This is a genomic window from Sphingomonas sp. OV641 (assembly GCF_900109205.1).
GTDB lineage: Bacteria > Pseudomonadota > Alphaproteobacteria > Sphingomonadales > Sphingomonadaceae > Sphingomonas.
In genome coordinates this window covers 372,518-395,151 of record NZ_FNZB01000001.1, presented here as the reverse complement: position 1 = coordinate 395,151, position 22,634 = coordinate 372,518, and the positions used below count along the sequence as shown (strand labels likewise).

Below are 22,634 nucleotides of genomic sequence, written 5' to 3'. Positions count from 1 at the left end.
CCATGGCTCGCGCCGCTGCCCGGCCGCTCTGGCTCGCGATCTCCTCGCGCTATGCCGGGCGGCCCAGACGTAACGCCCGCTGGCTGCTTGGCTTGCTGGCACTTCTGCTGCTTGCCTCCCTGGCGGTTCAGGGCAGCGATACGGCTCCTTCACCGATGGCAGAATCGAGTATCCAGGGAACCGAAATCCTGCTTCAGGGCGTCGTCGAGGACATTCGACACGGCGCTGATTACTACACCGCAACTGCTCAGACATTGCGCGCGATGGGCGCGCCGGTGAATTCGCTCTTGGTCTTCCGGCTGCCTACTTTGGGCGTACTCCAGGCCGCGATCAGCCCGGTTGCCGCAGCGTTGCTGCTATATGGTCTTGCCCTGGCTACGCTCCTTGTATGGTGGCGGCGGTTGCAGAGCGTCTTCTCCAGTTCTCGCGCCCGCGTTGTCGCGGTGCTGCTCGCAGCCATCGGCATGATGAGCGCGATCCTCGGCCACCTTCTTGCGATGCATGATCTCTGGGCCGGCCTGCTGATCGCTCTGTCGCTAGCGTCGCGTTTGCCCGGACGTTGGATCACGGCAGCCGCACTGGGCCTGTCCGCGGCCTTGATCCGCGAAACGGCGGTATTGTACCTCTCGGTCATGATGATCCTCGCGCTGCTGGAGGGGCAACGGCGTGAGGCAATCGGCTGGCTGGCGGCCTTGTCGCTCTTCGCGACTGTTCTCGCCTTTCACGCACAAGCCGTCGCGCAGGCCGTCGGGCCGGCCGCCGAGGCGTCCACGGGGTGGATTGGTGCGGCCGGGTTCGGCTTTGCCGTCCAGTCCGTCGTCGCCACAACAGCGCTGTCACTGGCCCCCGCTGTGATCGCTGCGTTGGCGGCGGTGCTTGCCATCGCCGGATGGTCGTCCTGGCGAGACCCGCTTGCGACCCGGGCACTCACCGTCATCGTCGTTCAGCTGCTCGTGATGACGTTCTTCGGCACGCCCGATCGGGTTCACTGGTCATTCCTGATCGCCCCCATCGTGCCGATCGGGCTCGTCTTCGTTCCCGATGCATTGCGGGATTTAGCACGCTCCGCGCTCGACAGACGCCGTATCACCGTGACAAGAACGGCGGCATGAGCCGGGTTCTCCTGATCGTCGGCGGCGGCATCGCCGCCTACAAGGCATGCGAGATCGTGCGCCTCCTGCGCAAGGGAGGGCATGGCGTTCGCTGCGTTCTGACGGAGGGCGGCAGCCACTTCGTGACTGCCATGACGCTGGCGGCCCTTTCCGAAGAAGAAGTGCACACCACCCTTTGGGACCTGAAGGACGAGGCGGAAATGGGGCACATCCAGCTCAGCCGACAGGCCGATCTGGTAGTCGTTGCCCCCGCCACGGCGGATCTGCTGGCGCGCATGGCGGCGGGGCTGGCGAACGATCTCGCAACGACATTGCTGCTCGCGACCGACAAGCCGGTGCTCGCCGCCCCTGCCATGAACGTGCGCATGTGGCTTCATCCGGCGACACGGCGCAATGTCGATCAGCTCCGCGCCGACGGCATTACGGTGATGGAGCCGGACGAAGGCGCCATGGCCTGCGGCGAATATGGCCCTGGCCGTCTGCCCGAACCGGCCGTGATCACTGCCAGGATCGAAGCGCTGCTGGCTGAAAGATCAGGGAACACGTCCGGCGGCGCTCGCCGCGGCAAGGGTCGTCCACTGTCCGGCAAACACGTCCTGGTCACCGCGGGGCCGACGCATGAGCCGATCGATCCCGTACGCTACATCGCCAACCGTTCGTCCGGTAAGCAGGGGTTCGCGATCGCCGGTGCGCTTGCGGCGCTTGGCGCCCGTGTGTCGCTCGTTGCCGGTCCCGTGGCGCTGCCCACTCCCACCGGGGTCACTCGGATCGACGTGGAAACCGCGCGTGAGATGGCCCGGGCGGTTGACGCTGCCTTGCCGGCCGATGCGGCGGTAATGGTGGCCGCGGTAGCCGACTGGCGCGCCCAGGATGCGGCCGAACAGAAGCTGAAAAAGGCCGCCGGTGGCATCCCCTCGCTCCAGCTTGTCGAAAATCCCGACATTCTCGCCACCCTGGGTCATGACCCGCGTCGCCCGCGCCTCCTGATCGGATTCGCGGCCGAGACCGAGCATGTGGTGGCGCACGCCCGCGACAAGCTAGCCCGCAAGGGCGCCGACTGGATCATTGCCAATGACGTGTCCGGCGACGTGATGGGCGGAGACACGAACACCGTGCATCTGGTATCCGCCGATGGCGTCGAGACCTGGGAACATATGCCAAAGGCAGATGTCGCCGATCGGCTCGCCGACCGCATCGCTTCAGCGTTGGGAGCGGCGCCGCAGCAGGCCTAAGGGGCCGGCTGTACGCCAGTCTCATCCCGGGCAGTTGATGGCGAACCTTTGCCCGTTAATCCTTCACGAAGGTCGGCACGCCAGCGCCCGCTCGAACACCGCTTCGAACATGGCTGCAGTGAGCCGGCCGGTGTTCTGATTATATCGTGAGCAATGATAGCTATCGATCAGCACGCGACCATCCGGCATCCGATGCTCCGCCAAATGGCCGAATTTCGCCTTCGGCAACTTTCCGCCCAGCGCCTTGACCGCAGACTGATGAGCAATCTGCCCCAGCGCGATGAAGATGGAAGCGTTCGGCAGCGCCGCCAGGGGCGCTTCCAGAAAGGGGCGACAGGTGCGAATCTCTTCCGGCGTCGGCTTGTTGGCAGGCGGCAGGCACCGAACCGCGTTGATCAGCATGGTACCACGCAGTTGAAGCCCGTCATCCGGCCGCGCGTCGAACTGACCCTCGCTCAGCCCGTATTTGGCCAGCGTGGCATAGAGCAGTTCGCCGGCATAATCGCCGGTGAAGGGCCGTCCGGTCCGGTTGGCGCCGTGCTTTCCCGGCGCGAGGCCGACAATCACCAGCCAGGCATTCGGGTCGCCGAATGCCGGTATCGGCGCATTCCACCAGTCCGGATACTCCGCCTGCAAGGCATGACGAAACCCCACCAGGCGGGGGCAAAGCGGGCAGTCGCGCGGCGGCTCGGTTGCCGGCAAGGGAGAAGGTGCGAAGTTCATCCCGGCCCGATAGGCTGTCCGGCATGATGGGCTCAACCTATGTCGTGGCATTGGGATCAAATCGGCGTGGTCGGCATGGTGGCCCCGCAGCTGAGGTGACCGCAGCGATCGAGGCGCTTCCCGGTCTTCTGACACTCGCCCCGATCATGACCAGCGCGCCGATGGGGCCCTCGACACGGCGCTTCGCAAACACCGCCGTACTCCTTCAAACGTCGCTTTCACCGGACGCCCTCCTGCGCGAGCTGAAGGCAGTGGAGCAGCAGTTCGGGCGCCGCCGCGGACGCCGGTGGGGCGCACGGGTGCTCGATCTGGATATCATTCTCTGGTCCGGCGGCCGGGTCAGGAAACCCGCGCTGAAGATCCCCCACCCTGCCTTCCGCACGCGTGATTTCGTCTTGGCACCGCTCGCACGAATCGCGCCCCAGTGGCGTGATCCCGTAACCGGGCTCACCATGCGCCAACTTCATGCCCGGTTGACCCGCCGCCGCTCTGTGCCTAGGCGCGTCGTCGCTGGTGAGGGTCCGTAGCTCAGTCGGTAGAGCAAGCGACTTTTAATCGAGAGGTCCCGGGTTCGAGCCCCGGCGGACCCACCAGCGACTCTCCCTTCAGCACGCCGAAAAGGAGCGCTGTCCTCAACATGACGGCGGCGACGCAAAGCGATCGCGCGAGCAACCTGCGGCGTCGGCAGGCACGGCGGGGAACCAAGTAGAGGGTGCGCTCCTGCATCGGGGCGATGCAGACGATCCTCATGCTTTTGCACGATTTCAGTGCACTTCTTCCGTCACGTTCTTTAGCATTCGCTAAGCCTTTACCACCCATTCCCGTGGCAAATTGGGGAGTTGGCATGTCGATCGGGCAAATGTTGGCCAGCCTGCACAGGCTCATCTCGACCTTGCCGCCCGTGCTTGGAGATAATCGCCAAGGCACGATCCTCTTCGCATCCTTCACGTCCGGGACGCAGCGTGCCCAGGTGCTCAACTTTCGGGCGCCCTCGTTCGAAGAAGCTTGGTCCTGCCTCGTGACGGCCGTGCACGAGGCATCCCGTCTCACGCCGATCAAGTGGCTTCGCGTGGATCTGGTCGATCAACTCGAAGATACCAGCTGGAAGGAACTCAGGGCCAGCTTGCGCCAGACGAAGCGCAACTACTTCCGCTGTGGGATCGCGCTCGATGCCGATTTCCAGCACGCTTTCCTGGAGCAGGAGCTCAACGCCAACGCGATGCTCTACGGTGGCAACGCGGTTGCCCATGCGGTGCTAAACGAGCGCAACTTCAACCATTACGTCCGCCGCAAATATGGCCAGCCTCCGCAGATCGACTTTGGTGACGACGGACGGCTGTTCGTCTTCTCGACGCGCAGTGCCTTCGCCGATGATGCTGGGACTTGCGTGCTCCTCCACGAAAGCGGGTTGGAGCGGGGCCGCCGCCGGATCGATTCGCTCGCAGCCGAAGACGTCGCCTCCCTGGTTCGCGAGGGCGCGGGCCATCTCGCTCGTCAGGTCGGCGACGATGGTCGCTTCATCTACGGATATCACCCCTGCTTCGACCGGCAGATCGACGCGTACAACACGCTGCGGCACGCCAGTTCCACCTACGCGATGATTGAAGCGTGGGAGCTGGTGCGGGATCCGGATTTGGCCGCGGCAATCGAGCGCTCGCTCCGATACTTACTGCGCGAGTTGATCGGTCCTGCGACGCTTCCGGACGGCAGCGAGGCGGCGTTCTTGGTAGACGTGGGTGACGAGATCAAGCTTGGCGGCAATGCCGTCGCGATCTTGGCGCTTGCTCGGCATGCACAGGTGACCGGCTGCCGCGACCACCTGCCGCTGATGGATCGACTGGCCCTCGGCATCCGCTTCATGCAGGATCCCGCGACCGGCGCCTTCGTCCATGTGCTGCATTATCCGGATCTTCAGGTCGTGCAGCCGTTCCGCACCGTTTATTACGATGGGGAGGCGACTTTCGCGCTGATGCGCCTTCACCAGCTTACCGGCGATCCGCGATGGCTCGCGGTGGTGGAGCGCGCCTACGACCACTTCATCGCCGCCGAGCATTGGCGCCACCACGACCATTGGCTGGGTTATTGCACAAACGAGCTCACACTGGTGCGGCCGGAGGAGCGCTACTTCCGCTTCGGTATCAACAATATCGCCGGTTATCTCGACTTCGTTCGTGACCGGATCACGACCTTCCCCACCCTGCTCGAACTGATGATGGCGGCTCATGCCATGCTGTCGCGCATTGCCGAGCTTCCCGAGCACCGCCATCTCCTGGCCGAAGTGGATGCCGATCGCTTCAATGAAGCGCTGGAAGCGCGCGTCCGCCATCTGCTGAACGGGCATTTCTGGCCCGAACTGGCCATGGATTTCGCACGGCCCGATCGGATCGCCGGCAGCTTCTTCATCCGCCATCAGGGCTTTCGCGTGCGGATCGATGATGTGGAGCATTATCTCTCCGGCCTCGTCGCCTACCATCACTATCGCACCACGGGTCAGCCCCTGCGGCAGACCGCCGCGACGCCAGGGGCTGCCGCCCTGTGGAATGCCGACCGGCTCGCGGCCGCGACCGGCGGAAGCTGGAGCGCGCCGCCGCCGGCAGGCTGGTCGGCAAACGGCGTCTGCATCCATCCCCCGACTTATCAGCCCGGTCAGATCGCGGTGGTGCGTGCGCTTGATACCAGCCGTGGCATGCGGCCAGCGGCGCTTGCCAGCCTTTCGCCTTCGGCAGCCGCGGTGGTCACAGACGGTGAACTGGTGGGTTTGCCCGCAGGGTTGCCGGTGCTTCGAGTGGATGACACCGGCGAAGCAATTTTGGCATTGGGTCGGGCGGCGCGCCAGCGCCTTCGCGTGCCGGTGATCGCAATCACTGGCAGCGCCGGGAAGACGACTGCCGTCGCGATGGTCGCTCACGCGCTAGAGCCGTTCGGCCCGGTCGGCCACAGCGCTCACAGCGGAAATCTGCCGCATGGCGTTGCCTGGAACCTCGCCTCCATGCCGCCGGAAGCAAAGCACATCGTCCTGGAGCTTGCGGTGGGCCGCATGGCGCATAGCGCCCGGCTTGCGCGGCCTGATATCGCCATCTTTACCAACATAGCGCCCGCGCACCTGACCAACGGGAGCAGCGTGGCCGACATCGCCCGTACGAAGAGCGCGATCTTCCTTGGCATGGCGCCGGGTGGAACCGCCATCCTCAACCGCGACATGGACCAGTGGGAAATTGTCCATGCGGCTGCACAGGAGCGGCAGCTGCGCGTCATTCATTATGGCCGGTCGGCAGACTGCGAATTGCGCCTCCTCTCCTACGACGCAGCCTCGCGCGCAGGGGAAGCGGTAGTATTCGGGCGCACCGTCCGCTTCGTGTTGGGCGCCTCGGGTGAGCATATGGCGCTAAATGCGCTCGCGGCGCTCGCCGCGGTGATGGCGCTTGGTCACCCTGTTGAACCGGCTATTGAAGCCTTGGGCGGTTTTCGCTCGCTACCTGGTCGGGGCGAAACGGTGACGCTGGCGGTCGACGGCAAGCAGGTGACGCTGATCGACGATGCCTATAACGCCAACCCCGTCTCCATGGCGGCGGCGCTCGCCGACCTTGCCGAGCGCCCCGGTCTGCGCCGTATGGCGGTGCTCGGCGAGATGGCGGAACTGGGTGAAGCTGAGGCATCGCTTCACACCGGCCTGGCAACGGCAATCGATCCCCGCATCGATCGCGTGCATGTCGCGGGGCCGCTGTGGAGCGGCCTCTGGAACGCTCTGCCGGCCGCCCAGCGCGGCATGCATGCCGAAACGCTCGCCGATCTACAGGCTCTGCTTCGCACGGACCTGAACGATGGCGATGTGGTGCTCTTCAAAGGATCGAACAGCCGGCGAATTCATGAGCTGGTCGTCTGGCTCAAGTCTCTGAGCGCCAGCTTTGCCCCGCCACTGCTGAAGGCGCCTGTTCCTCGCCCAGCCGCGGCGCAGAGCCGCCTCCTCTACGATGTCGATGCTTCGCGGATGGTGTTTGCCGAACAACCGGAGGCTGTTCATCATCCTGCTGCGTTGGCAAAGCTGCTCACCCTCTGCCTGGTGGAAGAGCGTTTGAAGGAACTCGGCACGTCCGAAGACGAGCTGGTTGAGATCTCTCTTGCCGCCGCAGCCGTCGACAGCCGCTGGCGGTTGGAGACCGGCGAACGTGTCACCATCGCCAACCTTATGGCTGCGACTGCCATCGTCGGTGCGAACGAGGCGGCGCATGCGCTCGGCGAATGGCACAGCGGCTCGGTGGAGGAGTTCACCCGGCGAATGAACGAGCGCGCGCAGGCAATCGGCATGGCTCACAGCCGCTTCGCCTCGCCAAGCGGCATAGGCCGGGGACAGGCGATCACGGGCATCGATGCAATCCGGCTGGCAGCCCATGTGCTGGAACATGCTCCGCGCGTACATGCGCTGTCCGGCAGGCAATCATTCGAATGGAAAGGCGCCACCTATCCCAACACCAATCGGCTGATCGGCGCGATCCCCGGCGTGGATGGGCTCCGCACCGGGAGCGTGGGCGCACGTGCCCACCATCTGCTGCTGACGTTGACCGATCAACACCAGAGACGCTGGATCGCAGCGGTACTGGGCGCACCGACCCGCGCCGCCCGCGACACCGCCGCCCGCGCACTGCTCAGTTCGGAGCTTCCAGCGCTGGATGCGGTAGCGGTGCCAGTGCGCGCAACGCCTCGGTAATCGCGCCGCCGCGATCGCCTCGCGCGTAATGTGCCGCACCTGTCTTGATCGGCTCAGCCAGCAGGTGACGGCTGCGCCCCTCCCCGCGCAACAGGACGTGGGTGGGATGTAGCCCGGACGCCCGCAGCCGTTCCACATAGTGCCGCTGGCTGAGAAAGGGCACGATCCGATCGCCGGGATCTGACAGCACGAAGATGTCGGGGGCAGGTCGGGAGATCGCCTGCACATGCCCGATCGGATCATAAACGGCGTCCGGATCCTCGACTGGCCCGCCGTCCCTGCCGCGCCGCTTCTGATATGCCTTCATCACCTCCACAGCGGAAACGAGGCCAGAACCGATGAAGGCAGCCGCAACATCCCGGCGCCGGTTCACCAGCGATGCGACGAGGTGTCCACCGCCGGACTGCCCAGCCAGAATGAAGCTGCTGACCCGGTAACGTGTCTTGATGCGGTTCAGCGCACCATCGACCAGCCGCACCTCCTCAATCCGCCGCCGCGCGCCGTGATTTCCCGAGGAACCATAAAGGCCGGGCCGCGCCAGAAACAGTGCCGGCACGCCTCCCTCGCGCGACCAACGTGTCATCTCCTGCCGGATGTCCGCCGGCGAGCGCCGGGCATAGCTGCCCGCGATCAGGCGTATACCTCCGCGCCCTCGCAGCAGAACGTCACCGGGCAGATAGACCATCATTAGCTCGCCCGCCCGCGGGCTGCCCGCCGGATAGGTGCGGATGCAGGCGCCGCCGCCGGGGCTTGGCACCCAGTAAGCGTCCGGGACGCCGGTGCATCGCTGGCGGTTGCTGGTGGCACCGTGCAGCGCTTCGCGCCCATCAAAGCCTTGTCGGCCACGCGGCACTCGCAAGGGCCCCGGCCGCTGAACTTCGTTGGGCATCAGTCTTGGACGCATTGGCGTCTCCACGGTGAGCGAGAGGAGAAGGGTCGCCGCCCACACACAATGCCCGCTCGCGCTCACCGCTCCCGCAGCGCCTCGCGTCCCCTGTTGAACGGCTTCACCAGATACTGAAAAACTGTCTTGCTGCCGGTATGGATATCGGCGGTTGCGACCATGCCCGGAACGATCGGGAAGCGGCGTCCTTCCTTGTTCAACAAGGCGTCGCGATCCGTGCGGATCAGCACGCGGTAATATTCGACGTCCGGCTTGGCCTCGTCCTTGATCGTATCCGGAGAAATCGTTGCCACCTCTCCTTTCAGCGCGCCATAGATCGCATAGTCATACGCTGTAATCTTCACTGTCGCAGGCTGTTTGGGATGGATGAACGCAATGTCGCGGGGCGAAATGCGCGCTTCCACCAGCAGCCGATCATCCAGGGGTACGATGTCCATCAACTTGCCGTTGGGCGGAATGACTCCGCCGATCGTCGACACTTCGATGTTCTTGACGATTCCGCGTACCGGCGATCGCAGCGTCAGCCGGGCCAGCGTGTCGGCCCTACCCTCGACCACGGGCGCCAGCGTGGTCACTTCGGCATTGGCCTTGGCCAGTTCCTCGCGCGCCTGGACGATATACTCGGACGTGAGATTTGCCTGCTTAAGCTCCAGTTCGGCAAGCTGACGCTGTAGCCGCAGTACTTCGACATTACTGGCCGCGCCTACCGCGATCAGCCGCTGGCCGATCTGCACCTCATTCGACAAAAGCGCGATCGAGCGGCGGATCCAGGCGAGCGACTTGTCCAGGCTGCGCCGACGCGCTTCGTACAGCCGCAACTCCTTTGCCTTGAGCTCCGCAAAGCCGTTCAGCTCCGCAGGGAAGACCGGTGTCGTTTGCCCGACCTCGGCCTCCAGCCGGGCGACACTTGCGAGCGCCGCACGATATTTCGCCGCACTCTCCTCGAAGGTGGAGGCGCTCTGGGTCGGGTCCAGCTGGGCGAGAACCTGGCCTGGCCGGACGATATCGTCCTGTTTTACCGTCAGCTTTGCGAGGATTCCGCCTTCCAGCGACTGGATCACCTGTTCGCGAGTTGACGGCACGACACGCCCGGCGCCGGTGGTCACCTCGTCTAGTCGCGCGAAATATGCCCAGATGGCCAGAGCCGTCAGGCAGGCGGCGATCACCCAAGTAAGGCGTGTCGCCCGTCCGAGCCTTGCCCCGTCCGCATCGCCGAACACCCAGCTTCCGTTCAGCGCTTCCGCCCTGGTCGCCATCACGCCCGATCCCTTCGTACCGGAACCACCTTCGCCGGCGAGCGCGGCGTACGAAGCCGCTCCAGCACCTCGTCGCGCGGCCCATCGGCCACCACTCGACCACCATCTACCACGATCAGGCGATCCACCAGGTCGAGCGCGCGAGTGCGATGCGTTGCGATCACCACCGTGCGGTCCGCACTCCATTCCCGGAAACGAGCAAGGAAGTGACGCTCGGTCGCCTCGTCCATTGCCGCCGTCGGCTCGTCCAGCAGGATCACCGACGGATCGCGGATGAGGAGACGGGCGAGCAACAAGGCCTGAACCTGGCCACCGGAAAGCCCCGCGCCACCTTCAAAGATGACATGCTCCAGCCCGCGCGGCAGCCGCCGTACAAACTCGTCGGCACCCACCGTCGCCAGCACGGCGCGCAGCTGCTCGTCTCCAGCATGAGGCGCCCCCATCAGCAAATTGTCCCGGATCGTGCCGTGGAACAGCCGCGCTCGCTGCGAAAGCAGGCTGATGTCGCGCCGAACGTCGGCCGGATCAATCTGCGACAGGGCGACATCGTCAACCAGCACTTCGCCGGAAACCGGCTCAAGCAGCCCCGACAGCGCCTGCAGGAGCGTCGACTTGCCGGCGCCGTTGCGTCCCAGGATCGCCACCTTCTCGCCGGCGGTGATCTGCAGTCGGCTGACGCTCAGCGCGGCAGGCGATTGCGGGTCGCCGTAGCGGAACACGGCCTCACGAAACGAAATGTCGCCAGCTATTCGTGGCAGGTGCACGCGCGATTCGTGATCAGGATGGTCGACCGGCAGTTCCATTACCTTGTTCAGCCCGCTCACGCTGGTGCGCGCTTGCTGCAACCGGCTTAGGACCTGTGTTACTTGCGACAGCGGCGCCATCATGCGCGAACCGAGCATTGACGCTCCCACCAAGGCGCCGGTGGTCATGTCACCGGCCATCACCAGCGGCGCACCGAAGAAGATGACCGAGACGTAAACCCCCAGCTGCACTGTCTGAGTCCACGATACCAGGCGGGCGGTCAGGCCTCGCAGCCGCAATTGAGCCTCGCCCGCGCCGGCGTTCAGATGGTTCCACTGCTGCTGAAAACGCTCTTCGGCCTGCAGCGTCTTCACGTCCTCGACACCTTGGACAACCTCGATCAGCATGCCACTCCGCAAGGATCCTTCCCGCGCCGCCTCCACCGCGAACTGCCGCAGCTTCGGCTGGGCGAGCGCCGCCGGCACCACCAACAGGAACAGCGCCACGAGCGGAACCAGAACAAGCGAGCCGCCGATGAACCAAAAAATAGCTAGGAACAGGAAGAAGAAGGGCAGATCCGCCAGCGCGGCTACCGTGCTGGAGGTCATCAGCTCGCGTACTTGATCCAGGTCGCGCAGCTGGGCGGTAAAGCTGCCGGTGGATACCGGTCGCGCCCGATTACGGACCCGGAGCGCGTGTCCGAACACCCGGTCCGAAATCCTCAGGTCGGCACGCTTGCCGAGCAGGTCGATCATCCCCGTACGCAGCTGTCGCAAGACGAAATCGAAGCCGAGCGCCAGCAGCACGCCAATGAACAGGACATACAGCGTCGGGATCGACTCCGCCGGCACTACCCGGTCATAGACCTGCATCGAAAAAAGTATGCCCGTCAGCCCCAGCAGGTGCACCAGCAGCGAGGCAGCGAGCACGGGCAGGTACTCGCCACGCTCCTGAAATGCGAGCTTCCACAGCCATTTGGGCTCGAACGGCTCGACATAGGCGTCGACGCGGGCATCAGCGATCCCGCGCGTGGGCCGCGCCACCACCACCATGTCCGTGCCCTGCCGCAGCTCAGCCAGCCGAACGGTCGTAGGATACGCGCCCGAGCCTGCAATCAGCAGGCTTCCATCGCCGTCGGCATTGGCGCTGGTCAATATGCCAATCTGGCCGTCACGCATTTGCACGATCAGCGGCAGCAGCCACGGCGACAGCTCACCATCCAGCGCGGATGCGTCCTGAAATTTCACGCGCAGCCCCATGCGGGATGCCACATGGGTGATCCGGGCGCGCTGGTCTGTCGCTCCGTCCCAGGATGCGGACAATCGTGCGGCCTGCATCGACTGGGGCACCCGGAATTGCACCGCAACTTCTCTCAGCGCCGCGACCCACCGCTCGATCTGCTCCTGCCGGGTGGAGGTTTCCCCTCCATCTTCTGCCTGCATGGGATCGCCCACGACCGGATCGGGCCTTGTCATAGGATCACCCCACGCACCCGCATGCCGCTCAAGGCGAAGCGGTCCCGCGATTGGCCTTTGTTGAACATGCAGTCGATCCCCAGCCGCCGCAAATCGTGCTCGGCGTTCACTCGGTCGAACAACACTTGGTGCAGCTCCTGCTCCGCATTGAGCAGGTCGATCAGTGTCCGTGTGCCCATCTCGAGATATTGCAGGCGGTAAAGCTTGCCGGTTTCCCGCATCATCGCCTCGCGAGTGCCCAGCGTGTCGCTTCGCTGCCGCAGGCTCGGGATCTGCTGGCGCGCCTCGGCCAAGGCGCGTGCCACTTCTATGGTGCTCGCCTCCACCGCAGCATTGGCCGCGCGCAGCGACTGCTCCGCGCCGGCACGACGTGCCCGGGACGCACCGCCCTGAAACAGATTGCTGGAGACCGACAGGCCGAAATTATAGTTGCTCCGGTTTGATATCGGATCCCGCACGTCGGCTGCCGCGCCTGCGTCCAGCGACAGCGTCGGCAGTGCATCGGCGCGAGCGCGGCGCAACTGCGCCGTCGCCTCTTCCCGCCGCGCTCCCGCCTCCAGCACGGCCGGCATCTGCGACAGATCCGGCGCGGGCCCCTCGCAGATATGGTCCAGCCAAGCCGGCGTACCGCTCCGAACAGCCGAAACCGGCCCTTTGCTGCCGATGAGATAACCGAGCACGCTGCGCCAGCGGTCAAGCTGCGCCTGGATATCGAGCACGGCGACGCGCGCGGCCTCCACACGCGCCTCCGCCTGCACCGCGTCCGATCGCGTGCTGGCGCCGTTGCGGGTGCGCTGCTGCACCAGCGTGTTGATGGCGAGCACGCTTTCAAGCTGGGCGGTGGCGACATCGATCAGGGCTTCGTGACGCTGTATCTCGATCACGGCCTGCGCGGTGTCTCGGACCAAGGCATCGATCGCCAGCAGCAGCCGCGCGCGACTGATCTCCACGCCCGCTCGTGCGACCGCGACATCGCTGGCTACCTTTCCAAAGTCGAGTAGCATCTGGGATACGGACAATTGCGGGCGAGGCAGCCACGCGGTGCCGCGCAACCGATTGTCATATTGCGTGCCGATCCCGCCACGGATCGTGGGGTAATAGCCGGCGCGCGCGACTCGGATCTCCGCCTCGTCGGCGCCGATCCTCGCCACCGCCTCTTCTACCGACGGGTTCCACTCCACGGCTCGGCGGACCGCCACGTCGAGCGACAGCGCGCCAAGCGGCTCGGATTCGGCCGACCTCGGCGGGCCCACCAGGTCGGGCGCGGGGTTGGCGGCCGAAGCGGAGGGTCCGGATTTCCGTTCCTGCGCGTAAGCTCCGGCCAATGTGCCGTTCCCGATCAACACCAGGCTGGCCGATATGACGAGCCACCGCCGGCAGCGCTTGGGCTGCCGGCAGTGGCGGTTGCTGACCTGCAATGGCCTTTCGTCAGACGTGTGAGACGGCATTCGTCCACGGGTCGTGTAAGGGATTGTCGATCAGGACGGCCGCCTCGATCTCGATGGCTTCGGCAGACTGATCGGGATGATCGACTGTTGCAGCGCCTGCCGGCGACGATGGATCGCTCGGCAGATCATCCTGCGGCTCAATCTCCAACACGTCCTCGAACGCTGGCAGGCTGACCGCGTCGTCGTACGACCCGATCGACCCCAGGTCTTCGCTGTCGAAGGCACCCTGCGGATCGTCCAGCCCCGCCAGCACCACCGTGTCGCCATGCAGATCCAACAATGTCGCATCGGCCGTCATAGGCTCGGCAGTTAGCTCTGCAGCGCCGTTACCATGGCGGCCCATTTGCGCATGCAGCCCGTCGTCGATCGAGACGTCCGCCCCGACCAGCCCGTCCAGAGCCACAACATCGGCATGCAGCGTCGCCACGGTCGCCTCCGCTGGGGCCTCATCCCCTGTCGAGATTGCCGCAAGCGAGCCACCACTGGTCGGCGCGACGATATCGATCGCCAGCTCGGCCTCAACCCGATCGCTGTTGGGATGGATCAGTTCGTAAGTGAAGCGATCCGTCTGCCCCAGCGATGCAGCGTTCAGGAACGGTCGATAGACATAGTCGCCGTTCGCCTGGATGGTGAGCACGCCATAGTCGCCGGTGATCGATACTCCGCCGTAACCCGGTGCCACGAACACGCCATCCTGCCGCTCGATACGCAAGACCGTCGAGTCGGATCCCAGAATGTCGGCACCGGGCCCACCGTCGACGACGTTCCCGGTCGCCAGCACCACATCGCTCGGGACGAACTCGTTGAGGTAGGTTCTCTCGATGATGGCGACGCCATCGATATCGGTCAGCACGCCCAGACCGCCGGTTGAAACCACCACGCGGTAGCTTCCTGGCCCGAGATCCTCGGCCTGAGCCTGGATGCCGCCACCGGTAAGCCCGGCCAGCTCGATCAGGGACCCGCCGCTGCTGCCCGTCAACGCGACCCACCGATTGTTGATGTACTGCTGGAGCGTGAAGTTCGTCTGACCCAGAAGATTGAGCAGCGAGTTGGAAGTTACGTTCAGCGTAAGGTCCGCGGTGGTGTCGGCGGCAACATTGAAGCGATAAGTGTCCGATCCTCCCAATGCGGCGATACTGGTATAGTCGATCGCGTTGTTTACGGTGGTCGTCTCGACTCTCGGCGCCAGCAGCACGGATGCCTGGTCCGTGTCGTCGGTCGCGACAACAGTGGTCCCATCCGCGCCGAGATCGGTTTGATCCCAGACGATGTCGGCATCCGGACTATCGAGGCGTATGTTGAGCGTCGCCTGCGATGCGCCGTCCGGGCCGATCAGCTGATATTGGAAGCTGTCCACCAGTCCGATGCTCTCCACCGCCCCACTGGGCGTATAGGTGAAGCTGCCGTCCGGATTGATGACTAGCGTTCCATACTCACCCAGAACCTGGGTGCCGGGCGGAACCGCGACGTAGATCCCTTCTTCATTGAGCACCTGCAGCACGGCAGCATTGCCCGTGCCACGTTCGTCGGCAGGCCCCGCTTCAGACGCGGCGAATATATTGCCGGTCACTGGCGCAGCGCTCACCAGCTCGAACTCGGTCAGGCTGGCGTCGGCTAGCTCCGCCGTCAGGTTGATTTCCGTTCCCACGCCCAGCGTACCGCCACCGCCATAAGTGAGGCGGTAGTCGCCGGCCTGCAGGTCCTCGGCCGTCACCGTGAAGCCCCTGGCCGCGCCCAGCAGATCCAGCAGCCCTCCGGTGGAAGCATCGCCCAGGCGCACCCATCCGGCGCCAGTGTTCACTTCGAGCACGGCCGTTGGGTTGTTCAGCACGCCCACCAGCCCACCAGCGGTCACCGTGAACGTCGCGTCAGTCGTTGTTCCCGAGGCGACGGTGAACTCGAACGTGTCGGAAAAATTGCCGACGTTCACCAGCACCGAGGTGCCGTCACTAGCCACTCGTTCGGTAACAACAGCCCGCACATCCACCTGCGCAGTGACGAGGTCGTCGTAGGCGACAACGTCAGCGTCAGCGTCAGCGTCAGCATCCGCATCTGCGTCTGCGTCAGCGTCTGCGTCAGCGTCTGCGTCTGCGTCTGCGTCTGCGTCTGCGTCAGCGTCAGCGTCAGCGTCAGTGTCAGCGTCGGCATCTGCGTCAGCATCTGCGTCAGCGTCAGCGTCAGCGTCAGCGTCAGCGTCAGCGTCAGCGTCAGCATCCGCGTCAGCGTCAGCGTCGGCATCTGCGTCAGCGTCAGCGTCCGCGTCGGAATCGGCATCGGCATCTGCGTCAGCGTCAGCGTCTGCGTCTGCGTCTGCGTCAGCGTCAGCGTCTGCGTCAGCGTCAGCGTCTGCGTCGGCATCCGCGTCTGCGTCAGCGTCAGCATCAGCATCAGCGTCGGCATCGGCGTCCGCGTCCGCGTCCGCGTCAGCGTCAGCGTCTGCGTCTGCGTCAGCGTCAGCGTCTGCGTCTGCGTCTGCGTCTGCGTCAGCGTCAGCGTCTGCGTCTGCGTCAGCGTCCGCGTCCGCGTCAGCGTCTGCGTCGGCATCCGCGTCTGCGTCAGCGTCAGCATCAGCATCAGCGTCGGCATCGGCGTCCGCGTCCGCGTCCGCGTCAGCGTCAGCGTCTGCGTCTGCGTCAGCGTCAGCGTCGGCGTCTGCGTCAGCGTCTGCGTCTGCGTCTGCGTCAGCGTCAGCGTCAGCGTCTGCGTCTGCGTCAGCGTCAGCGTCGGCGTCTGCGTCAGCGTCTGCGTCTGCGTCTGCGTCAGCGTCTGCGTCTGCGTCAGCGTCCGCGTCCGCGTCAGCGTCAGCGTCTGCGTCGGCATCCGCGTCTGCGTCAGCGTCAGCATCAGCATCAGCGTCGGCATCGGCGTCCGCGTCCGCGTCGGCGTCAGCGTCAGCGTCAGCGTCGGCATCCGCATCTGCGTCAGCGTCCGCGTCAGCGTCTGCGTCAGCGTCAGCATCTGCGTCGGCGTCGGCGTCCGCGTCAGCGTCGGCGTCGGCGTCCGCATCAGCGTCCGCATCTGCATCTGCATCTGCATCTGCGTCTGCGTCAGCGTCTGCGTCCGCATCGGCGTCGGCGTCGGCGTCCGCATCTGCGTCCGCATCGGCGTCGGCGTCTGCGTCAGCGTCAGCGTCGGCGTCCGCGTCAGCATCCGCATCTGCGTCAGCGTCAGCGTCAGCGTCAGCGTCCGCATCTGCGTCAGCGTCAGCGTCAGCGTCGGCGTCAGCGTCGGCGTCAGCGTCAGCGTCCGCATCAGCGTCAGCATCTGCATCTGCATCTGCGTCGGCGTCAGCGTCGGCGTCCGCATCAGCGTCAGCGTCTGCATCCGCGTCTGCGTCTGCGTCAGCGTCAGCGTCAGCATCTGCATCTGCATCTGCGTCGGCGTCAGCGTCGGCGTCGGCGTCGGCGTCCGCATCAGCGTCAGCGTCTGCATCGGCGTCGGCGTCAGCATCCGCATCCGCGTCGGCATCTGCGTCGGCATCAGCATCCGCGTCAGCATCCGCATCGGCATCCGCGTCAGCGTCTGCGTCAGCGTCAGCATCAGCATCAGCATCAGCATCAGCGTCGGCATCAGCGTCAGCATCCGCATCCGCATCCGCATCAGCATCAGCATCAGCATCAGCATCAGCGTCAGCGTCGGCATCCGCATCTGCGTCAGCGTCTGCGTCTGCGTCTGCGTCTGCGTCAGCATCTGCGTCGGCGTCGGCGTCGGCGTCAGCGTCAGCGTCAGCGTCAGCATCTGCGTCCGCGTCCGCGTCAGCGTCAGCGTCAGCATCGGCGTCGGCGTCGGCATCCGCGTCTGCGTCTGCGTCAGCGTCCGCATCAGCATCAGCGTCAGCGTCAGCGTCAGCGTCAGCATCGGCATCAGCATCAGCGTCAGCGTCAGCGTCAGCGTCAGCGTCCGCATCGGCGTCGGCGTCGGCGTCGGCGTCCGCGTCCGCGTCAGCATCCGCATCCGCATCCGCATCAGCGTCAGCGTCTGCGTCTGCGTCCGCGTCGGCATCAGCGTCTGCGTCGGCATCCGCGTCGGCATCAGCATCAGCATCAGCATCAGCATCAGCGTCGGCATCCGCGTCGGCATCAGCATCAGCATCAGCATCAGCGTCGGCATCCGCGTCAGCGTCAGCATCCGCGTCAGCGTCAGCGTCAGCATCAGCGTCAGCGTCAGCATCTGCGTCAGCATCAGCGTCAGCGTCGGCATCTGCGTCAGCGTCAGCGTCAGCGTCCGCATCAGCGTCAGCGTCAGCGTCGGCATCGGCATCGGCATCTGCGTCAGCGTCAGCGTCAGCGTCTGCGTCTGCGTCAGCGTCAGCGTCAGCGTCTGCGTCTGCGTCTGCGTCTGCGTCTGCGTCTGCGTCTGCGTCTGCGTCTGCGTCTGCGTCTGCGTCAGCGTCAGCGTCAGCGTCAGCGTCTGCGTCTGCGTCTGCGTCTGCGTCAGCGTCTGCGTCTGCGTCAGCGTCAGCGTCAGCGTCAGCGTCAGCGTCTGCGTCAGCGTCTGCGTCAGCGTCCGCGTCCGCGTCTGCGTCGGCATCCGCGTCTGCGTCAGCGTCAGCATCAGCATCCGCGTCGGCATCGGCATCTGCGTCAGCATCAGCGTCAGCGTCAGCGTCAGCGTCAGCGTCTGCGTCTGCGTCTGCGTCTGCGTCAGCGTCAGCGTCAGCGTCCGCGTCTGCGTCGGCATCCGCGTCTGCGTCAGCGTCAGCATCAGCGTCAGCATCAGCGTCAGCGTCAGCATCTGCGTCAGCGTCAGCGTCAGCGTCGGCATCAGCATCCGCATCCGCATCCGCATCAGCGTCGGCGTCAGCATCAGCGTCGGCATCGCCGTCCTCCGCCTCATCGCCGACTACCGCGCCGCCGACCACGCCGCCCAGCAGGCCGGCGCCCACGCCCGCCAGAGGGCCTGCCAGCCCGCCGACGCCGCTCGCAGCAGCCGATCCGACCGCGCCGCCGACCAGTTGGTCTCCAGCGGCAATCTCGATGAAGCTGAAATCCGTGGCGCCCGCCGGTGCCCGCGCCAGCCACACGCGGCCGTCACTGCCCTGGAGCACGAGATCCTTCAGGCTGCCGTCCGGCGCCGAGGAGTAGAAATCTTCAACTCGCGCCGTTCCGCCGTCCTGGAGGCGAACCACAAGCGCATTTCCCTCACGCGCGAACTGCGCCACTTCGGTGGGCGTATAGGGAAGTCTGACGATGCCGCTGGTTCCTGGATTGACGGTGCTCGTGCTTCCAGGATTTACATATGATGTGATGATATCACTCGACTGTCCGGTCACGGCTCGACGACTCCCCAAACCTTCCGATTACTGCACTCGGCAGCTCGGAACTGTTGCACGGCAGCATACGCTACCTACGACGAAGACGAGATCACCTACCGGTGCCGCGAGACAGCCCGGACCCTGATACACTTCCTCTTCTCGCAAACGATTTAAGTAGGGAAGAATACTGATGCCATTAGCGCAAGCCACTACGTGACTACTTAGTGCCATTGGATTGGATTTACCTCCTATTAACCATGGATGTGGACATCGCGGCGGATGCCTTGGCCGCAGCGGCCAGCGCCATGGCTTCGGAGATCGTGGCCACGTGGAGCTTGTCCTTGATGTTGGCGCGATGCACTTCAACGGTACGCGGGCTGAGCATGAGCTCCTTGGCGATCAGCTTGCTGCTTAGCCCCGCGACAAGGCGATCCAGAACCTCCCGCTCGCGAGGCGACAGCGCGACCAGCCGCTCGCGCGCAGAGCGGGCCGGCGGCTCGGCCTGAACCGGATCGACGTTATGGAGCGCCTCACGCACGGTGTTCAGAAGCCGCTCCTCTGACTCGCCCCCCACGGGAAGGACGTCAAAGGCCCCCATCTTCATCAGCACGCGAACCTCCTCAGCATCGCTGTGCCGCGGGGTGAGAACGATCGTGGGAAAGGCGTGACGCCGAAGCCCGAACGCGCCCAGCACGCGGCCCACGCTGCCTGCCCCGCCGGGGTCACCCAGGAGAACGCAGCCCGACTGGAGCGCTGGAGCAATCTTCAGGAATTCATCAACACCGGCGAATGTACGTGGCTTGAAGCCACGTCGCCAGAAGTGGCTCGCCAGGCTGCGCGCCGCCGCAGGTTCAGTCACCACCAAATACACATGCGGCAGCTCGGGCGCGTCGACGGCCTCGGCGATGCCACCGGCACGGCGGATGGCGCCGTCGCTGTCGGGTACGGGAAACAGGGTCTCGCGCACCTTCCGGATGCGCCCTTCGTGGCCGATCACCCGATATTCTTCCTGGATCAGCTCACCATTCTGCAGCCGCGGCAGGAAGTCTTCCTGCCGATCGCGATCCTCTGGATGGACGCTTCGCAGCCAATCGCCCCTTGATCGAATTTGCGGGGCGCTCTGCTCCCCCCAGATGTGCGCGCTGTCGCCCCCCAGATATTCTATGCGCTGGCTTGCGACGTCGACGATCCACAACACTTTACGAGATGATCGCGCGAATGTGTCGAACAGCTCCTCTTTGAAGTGCATCGATTCGGCCGCGATATGCCAATCGTGAATATCGGTGGCAGCACTGTACCAACCTTCAATCTCGTCATCCGGACCAATGACGGGCTGCGAACGGACCAGCACCCAGCGGAAGCTGCCGTCTGCACGGCGCAGCCGGTGCCGACTTTCCATCGTCGTGCGCGTGGCAAGTGCTTTCTCGAACCGCAGGCGGATCGGCTCAACGTCGTCGGGGTGCACCAGTGATGGCCAGTCGACCCCGATCGTGGTCGGATCGACGCCCAGAAACTCGATCATCCGCTGATTGGCCCAGTTGACCTCGTGAGGTGTCCTGGTCACCCACAGCAGCTCGGGAACAAGCGCGCTGAAGCGCCGGAACTCGTCTGCCTGCTGCACCGCCTGCCGCTCCGCCAGGATCAGCCTGGTCGTTTCCCACACCGTGCATAGGACACCGCAGATCCGGTCTCCCGCGCCGCGCACGGGAGAGTAAGAGAACGTCCACCACGTTTCCTCCAGCCCGGCGCCCCGATCCAGGATCAGCAGCCTGTTTTCCTGAAATGTCGCCTGCCCCGCCATGGCGTCATGCACGATGGGGGCGAGCTCGTCCCAAACCTCAGGCCATACCTCGGCGAACGATCGGCCAAGCGCGTCGGGCTTCTTCCCCAGCACGCCCATATAGGCATCGTTGAAGAAGCTGAGCAGGTCATCTCCCCAGACAAGATATTGCGGGAAAGCGGATTCGAGAATCAGACCAAGGGCCGTGGTAAGCTCCAGCGGCCACTGTTCACGAGGACCGAGCGGACTCGAGGACCAATCCCGCTCCCGAATACGATCCGCCATCAGGCTTTGCCCTAGCTGCACCGTAATCCTTCTCGAGCCACAAACACCACCAGCTATATAGTCCAATGACTAAGGTTGTATTTTGAAGCAGTTTTCCAGCTTTGCAAGCCTGCCGATACTGCGGGCTTTTTAATGCAGCACACCTATACATTGATAAAGTTCATTCTAGATCAAAACATCGCAATTTATGTAAGTTTCGCTAAATCGTTTGTCCGTGATCCAAGCCGAACCTTCCTCCGGTGCGCGCCGAGATGGCCGCAATACGATTCTTGCAGAAAGCGCATCAGTCGATCTCCACCCCGCACGACTTGCGTGTTTCATGAACGCCATCCAGGAACGGCCAACCAGATCGCGCTCACCGCCAATTCTCATCGCTGTGTGGTGATCGCGGGCAAGGACCTGCTATGTGCGTCCTCCCTTCTCCGGACTGGCCGTCCAATTCATCCTGCAGTGATTGCTCGCGGATCTGATCGGCGGTTCAGCAGGCTGGGCTCCAACTCCCATCTCGCGCGTTAAGCGGTCCGCTGGGCGTTTGCTGTGCGGCGTCGGCGCGGCGGTCGCCAATGCCATCTACAACGCCACTGGGGTCAGAGTGCGCGACTATCCCATCACTCTCGACAAATATCTGGATAAGCTACCGGAAGTGGCTTGATCATCAGGCGGCGTGCGGTGCCCCCGCACGTCGCCGGTACGAAGCAGGAAATTCATGGCACATCACTATCGCGTCACGGTCGAAGCGCTCGACGAACAGAATACGGCGGGACCGCTCGTGTTCGAAACCAGCAATCACGATGAACTCTTTGCCATCGTGGAGCGGGTCCGCAGCAAGGCCATCGTTCCCGATGATGAAGCGGCAAGCTTCGCCATCGGGCTGAAGCTTTTCACTGAGACCGTGCTGCGGCATCGCAAGCATCCGCTGTTCGCTGAGCTGCAACCTGCCATCGGCAGCTTCATGAAGGCACTGAAGTCCACGCCCACGACTTAAAGCGCGGCACCCGTTCAAGTGATCGGACGATTGGCAAGGCAAAGCAAGGCAAACCAAGGTTCACGGCCGTCTTGTCGTCGCCCTCACCTGTCGGGCAAGGCCTTGCGAACGGTCGGAAGGATGCGCCTGACGATCACTTCGACCCCGCGGGCATTGGGGTGCCGGCCGTCGGCCTGGAACAACGCCTGATTGCCCGCGACTCCATCAAGAAAGAACGGGTAGAGCGGCACAGCATGCCGTCGCGCCAGTCGCGGATACAGGCTTTCGAAACTGCGACGATATGCTGCACCCAAATTCGGCGCCGCCCGCATGCCGACGAACAGCACCGGTATGTCGCGACGCTTCAACTCACGCAGGATCAGATCGAGGTTCCTCTCCGTCGCGCTTGGCGGCAGGCCTCGCAGCATATCGTTGGCGCCGAGCTCCACAAGAACGAGGTCCGGCTTGCGCCCCAGCCCGCGAAGGCCCCAGGCGAGACGGGCGCGTCCCTGCGCGGACGTGTCACCCGCGATCCCGCCATTACGCACGGTGGCGCGAATGCCGACCCGGCGTAGCGCCGCCTGCAATCGCACGGGAAAACCCTGCGCTGGCGGCAGGCCATAGCCGGCCGTCAGACTGTCGCCGAATGCCCAGATCAGCGGCGTCTGCCGGCTCGCGGGCGTCTGCGCGGTGGCGGCACCTCCGCCCAGCAAGAAGGCCGCAAGCAGGAGTTGGACAGCCACCCCGATCGC

General features: G+C 64.7%; 14 protein-coding genes, 1 tRNA gene and 1 pseudogene. 6 read left to right on the top strand and 10 right to left on the bottom strand.

Annotated features, from left to right (window positions below; translation table 11 throughout):
* The first annotated feature begins 2 nt into the window (after positions 1-2).
* Positions 3-1,112, top strand: coding sequence for a hypothetical protein (locus BMX36_RS01780; protein WP_093063476.1), 1,110 nt, complete (start codon positions 3-5; stop codon positions 1,110-1,112).
* On the top strand, positions 1,109-2,344 hold the full coding sequence (gene coaBC / locus BMX36_RS01775) for a bifunctional phosphopantothenoylcysteine decarboxylase/phosphopantothenate--cysteine ligase CoaBC (protein WP_093063475.1): 1,236 nt from the start codon (positions 1,109-1,111) through the stop codon (positions 2,342-2,344). Before BMX36_RS01780 ends, coaBC begins: the two co-directional genes overlap by 4 nt.
* Before the next feature lie 63 nt (positions 2,345-2,407).
* Here the strand turns inward: coaBC and BMX36_RS01770 are convergent, their stop codons facing one another.
* Positions 2,408-3,067, bottom strand: coding sequence for a uracil-DNA glycosylase (locus BMX36_RS01770; protein ID WP_093063474.1), 660 nt, complete (start codon positions 3,065-3,067; stop codon positions 2,408-2,410).
* Between the two features lie 23 nt (positions 3,068-3,090).
* Between BMX36_RS01770 and folK the strand changes: the two genes are divergently transcribed.
* From folK to BMX36_RS01755, 3 genes are all read left to right on the top strand, one after another.
* Complete coding sequence (folK, locus tag BMX36_RS01765) at positions 3,091-3,594, top strand: 2-amino-4-hydroxy-6-hydroxymethyldihydropteridine diphosphokinase (protein WP_093063473.1); 504 nt, start codon at positions 3,091-3,093, stop codon at positions 3,592-3,594.
* Positions 3,585-3,660: transfer RNA gene (locus BMX36_RS01760), tRNA-Lys, on the top strand. Before folK ends, BMX36_RS01760 begins: the two co-directional genes overlap by 10 nt.
* A 251-nt stretch (positions 3,661-3,911) precedes the next feature.
* Positions 3,912-7,772, top strand: coding sequence for a Mur ligase family protein (locus tag BMX36_RS01755; protein WP_093063472.1), 3,861 nt, complete (start codon positions 3,912-3,914; stop codon positions 7,770-7,772).
* Here BMX36_RS01755 and BMX36_RS01750 read toward each other — a convergent pair.
* The 8 genes and pseudogenes from BMX36_RS01750 to BMX36_RS01715 form a co-directional block, all read right to left on the bottom strand.
* Positions 7,711-8,661 carry an alpha/beta hydrolase family protein gene (locus BMX36_RS01750; protein WP_143058492.1) on the bottom strand — a complete coding sequence of 317 codons (951 nt, stop codon included), beginning with the start codon at positions 8,659-8,661 and terminating at the stop codon, positions 7,711-7,713. The two genes, BMX36_RS01755 and BMX36_RS01750, sit on opposite strands and share 62 nt — an antisense overlap.
* Before the next feature lie 77 nt (positions 8,662-8,738).
* A complete protein-coding gene (locus BMX36_RS01745) occupies positions 8,739-9,932 on the bottom strand; it encodes a beta-barrel domain-containing protein (RefSeq protein ID WP_093063470.1) in 1,194 nt (397 codons plus the stop codon).
* Positions 9,932-12,151, bottom strand: a complete 2,220-nt coding sequence (locus BMX36_RS01740; protein ID WP_256210618.1) for a type I secretion system permease/ATPase — start codon at positions 12,149-12,151, stop codon at positions 9,932-9,934. The genes BMX36_RS01745 and BMX36_RS01740 overlap by 1 nt, the downstream gene beginning before the upstream one ends.
* A complete protein-coding gene (locus BMX36_RS01735; protein ID WP_256210617.1) occupies positions 12,148-13,476 on the bottom strand; it encodes a TolC family protein in 1,329 nt (442 codons plus the stop codon). Before BMX36_RS01735 ends, BMX36_RS01740 begins: the two co-directional genes overlap by 4 nt.
* Positions 13,477-13,579: 103 nt before the next feature.
* Entirely contained in the window at positions 13,580-15,556 is a 1,977-nt protein-coding gene (locus tag BMX36_RS22005) for a BapA/Bap/LapF family large adhesin (RefSeq protein WP_177178961.1), read from the bottom strand.
* On the bottom strand, positions 15,526-18,417 hold the full coding sequence (locus tag BMX36_RS22000) for a hypothetical protein (RefSeq protein ID WP_256210616.1): 2,892 nt from the start codon (positions 18,415-18,417) through the stop codon (positions 15,526-15,528). Before BMX36_RS22000 ends, BMX36_RS22005 begins: the two co-directional genes overlap by 31 nt.
* A 130-nt stretch (positions 18,418-18,547) precedes the next feature.
* A pseudogene (locus BMX36_RS22355) lies at positions 18,548-18,871 on the bottom strand (BapA prefix-like domain-containing protein); the annotation flags it as partial.
* A 223-nt stretch (positions 18,872-19,094) separates the two neighbouring features.
* On the bottom strand, positions 19,095-20,918 hold the full coding sequence (locus BMX36_RS01715) for a PAS domain-containing protein (protein WP_093063466.1): 1,824 nt from the start codon (positions 20,916-20,918) through the stop codon (positions 19,095-19,097).
* A gap of 706 nt (positions 20,919-21,624) precedes the next feature.
* Between BMX36_RS01715 and BMX36_RS01705 the strand changes: the two genes are divergently transcribed.
* Complete coding sequence (locus tag BMX36_RS01705; RefSeq protein WP_093063464.1) at positions 21,625-21,903, top strand: DUF3861 domain-containing protein; 279 nt, start codon at positions 21,625-21,627, stop codon at positions 21,901-21,903.
* 83 nt (positions 21,904-21,986) lie between these two features.
* Here the strand turns inward: BMX36_RS01705 and BMX36_RS01700 are convergent, their stop codons facing one another.
* Positions 21,987-22,625 (bottom strand): arylesterase, encoded by a 639-nt coding sequence (locus BMX36_RS01700; RefSeq protein WP_256210615.1) that lies wholly within the window; start codon positions 22,623-22,625, stop codon positions 21,987-21,989.
* Positions 22,626-22,634 lie beyond the last annotated feature (9 nt).

What these genes read in the sequence shown, in the direction of transcription:
- folK (WP_093063473.1), top strand. Translation starts at nt 3,091, where the DNA reads ATGATGGGCTCAACCTATGTCGTGGCATTGGGATCAAATCGGCGTGGT.
- BMX36_RS01780 (WP_093063476.1), top strand. Translation starts at nt 3, where the DNA reads ATGGCTCGCGCCGCTGCCCGGCCGCTCTGGCTCGCGATCTCCTCGCGC.
- BMX36_RS01770 (WP_093063474.1), bottom strand. Translation starts at nt 3,067, where the DNA reads ATGAACTTCGCACCTTCTCCCTTGCCGGCAACCGAGCCGCCGCGCGAC.
- BMX36_RS22000 (WP_256210616.1), bottom strand. Translation starts at nt 18,417, where the DNA reads ATGCCGACGCTGATGCTGACGCCGACGCTGATGCGGATGCGGATGCGG.
- coaBC (WP_093063475.1), top strand. Translation starts at nt 1,109, where the DNA reads ATGAGCCGGGTTCTCCTGATCGTCGGCGGCGGCATCGCCGCCTACAAG.
- BMX36_RS01715 (WP_093063466.1), bottom strand. Translation starts at nt 20,918, where the DNA reads ATGGCGGATCGTATTCGGGAGCGGGATTGGTCCTCGAGTCCGCTCGGT.
- BMX36_RS01705 (WP_093063464.1), top strand. Translation starts at nt 21,625, where the DNA reads ATGGCACATCACTATCGCGTCACGGTCGAAGCGCTCGACGAACAGAAT.
- BMX36_RS01745 (WP_093063470.1), bottom strand. Translation starts at nt 9,932, where the DNA reads ATGGCGACCAGGGCGGAAGCGCTGAACGGAAGCTGGGTGTTCGGCGAT.
- BMX36_RS01740 (WP_256210618.1), bottom strand. Translation starts at nt 12,151, where the DNA reads ATGACAAGGCCCGATCCGGTCGTGGGCGATCCCATGCAGGCAGAAGAT.
- BMX36_RS01755 (WP_093063472.1), top strand. Translation starts at nt 3,912, where the DNA reads ATGTCGATCGGGCAAATGTTGGCCAGCCTGCACAGGCTCATCTCGACC.
- BMX36_RS01750 (WP_143058492.1), bottom strand. Translation starts at nt 8,661, where the DNA reads ATGCCCAACGAAGTTCAGCGGCCGGGGCCCTTGCGAGTGCCGCGTGGC.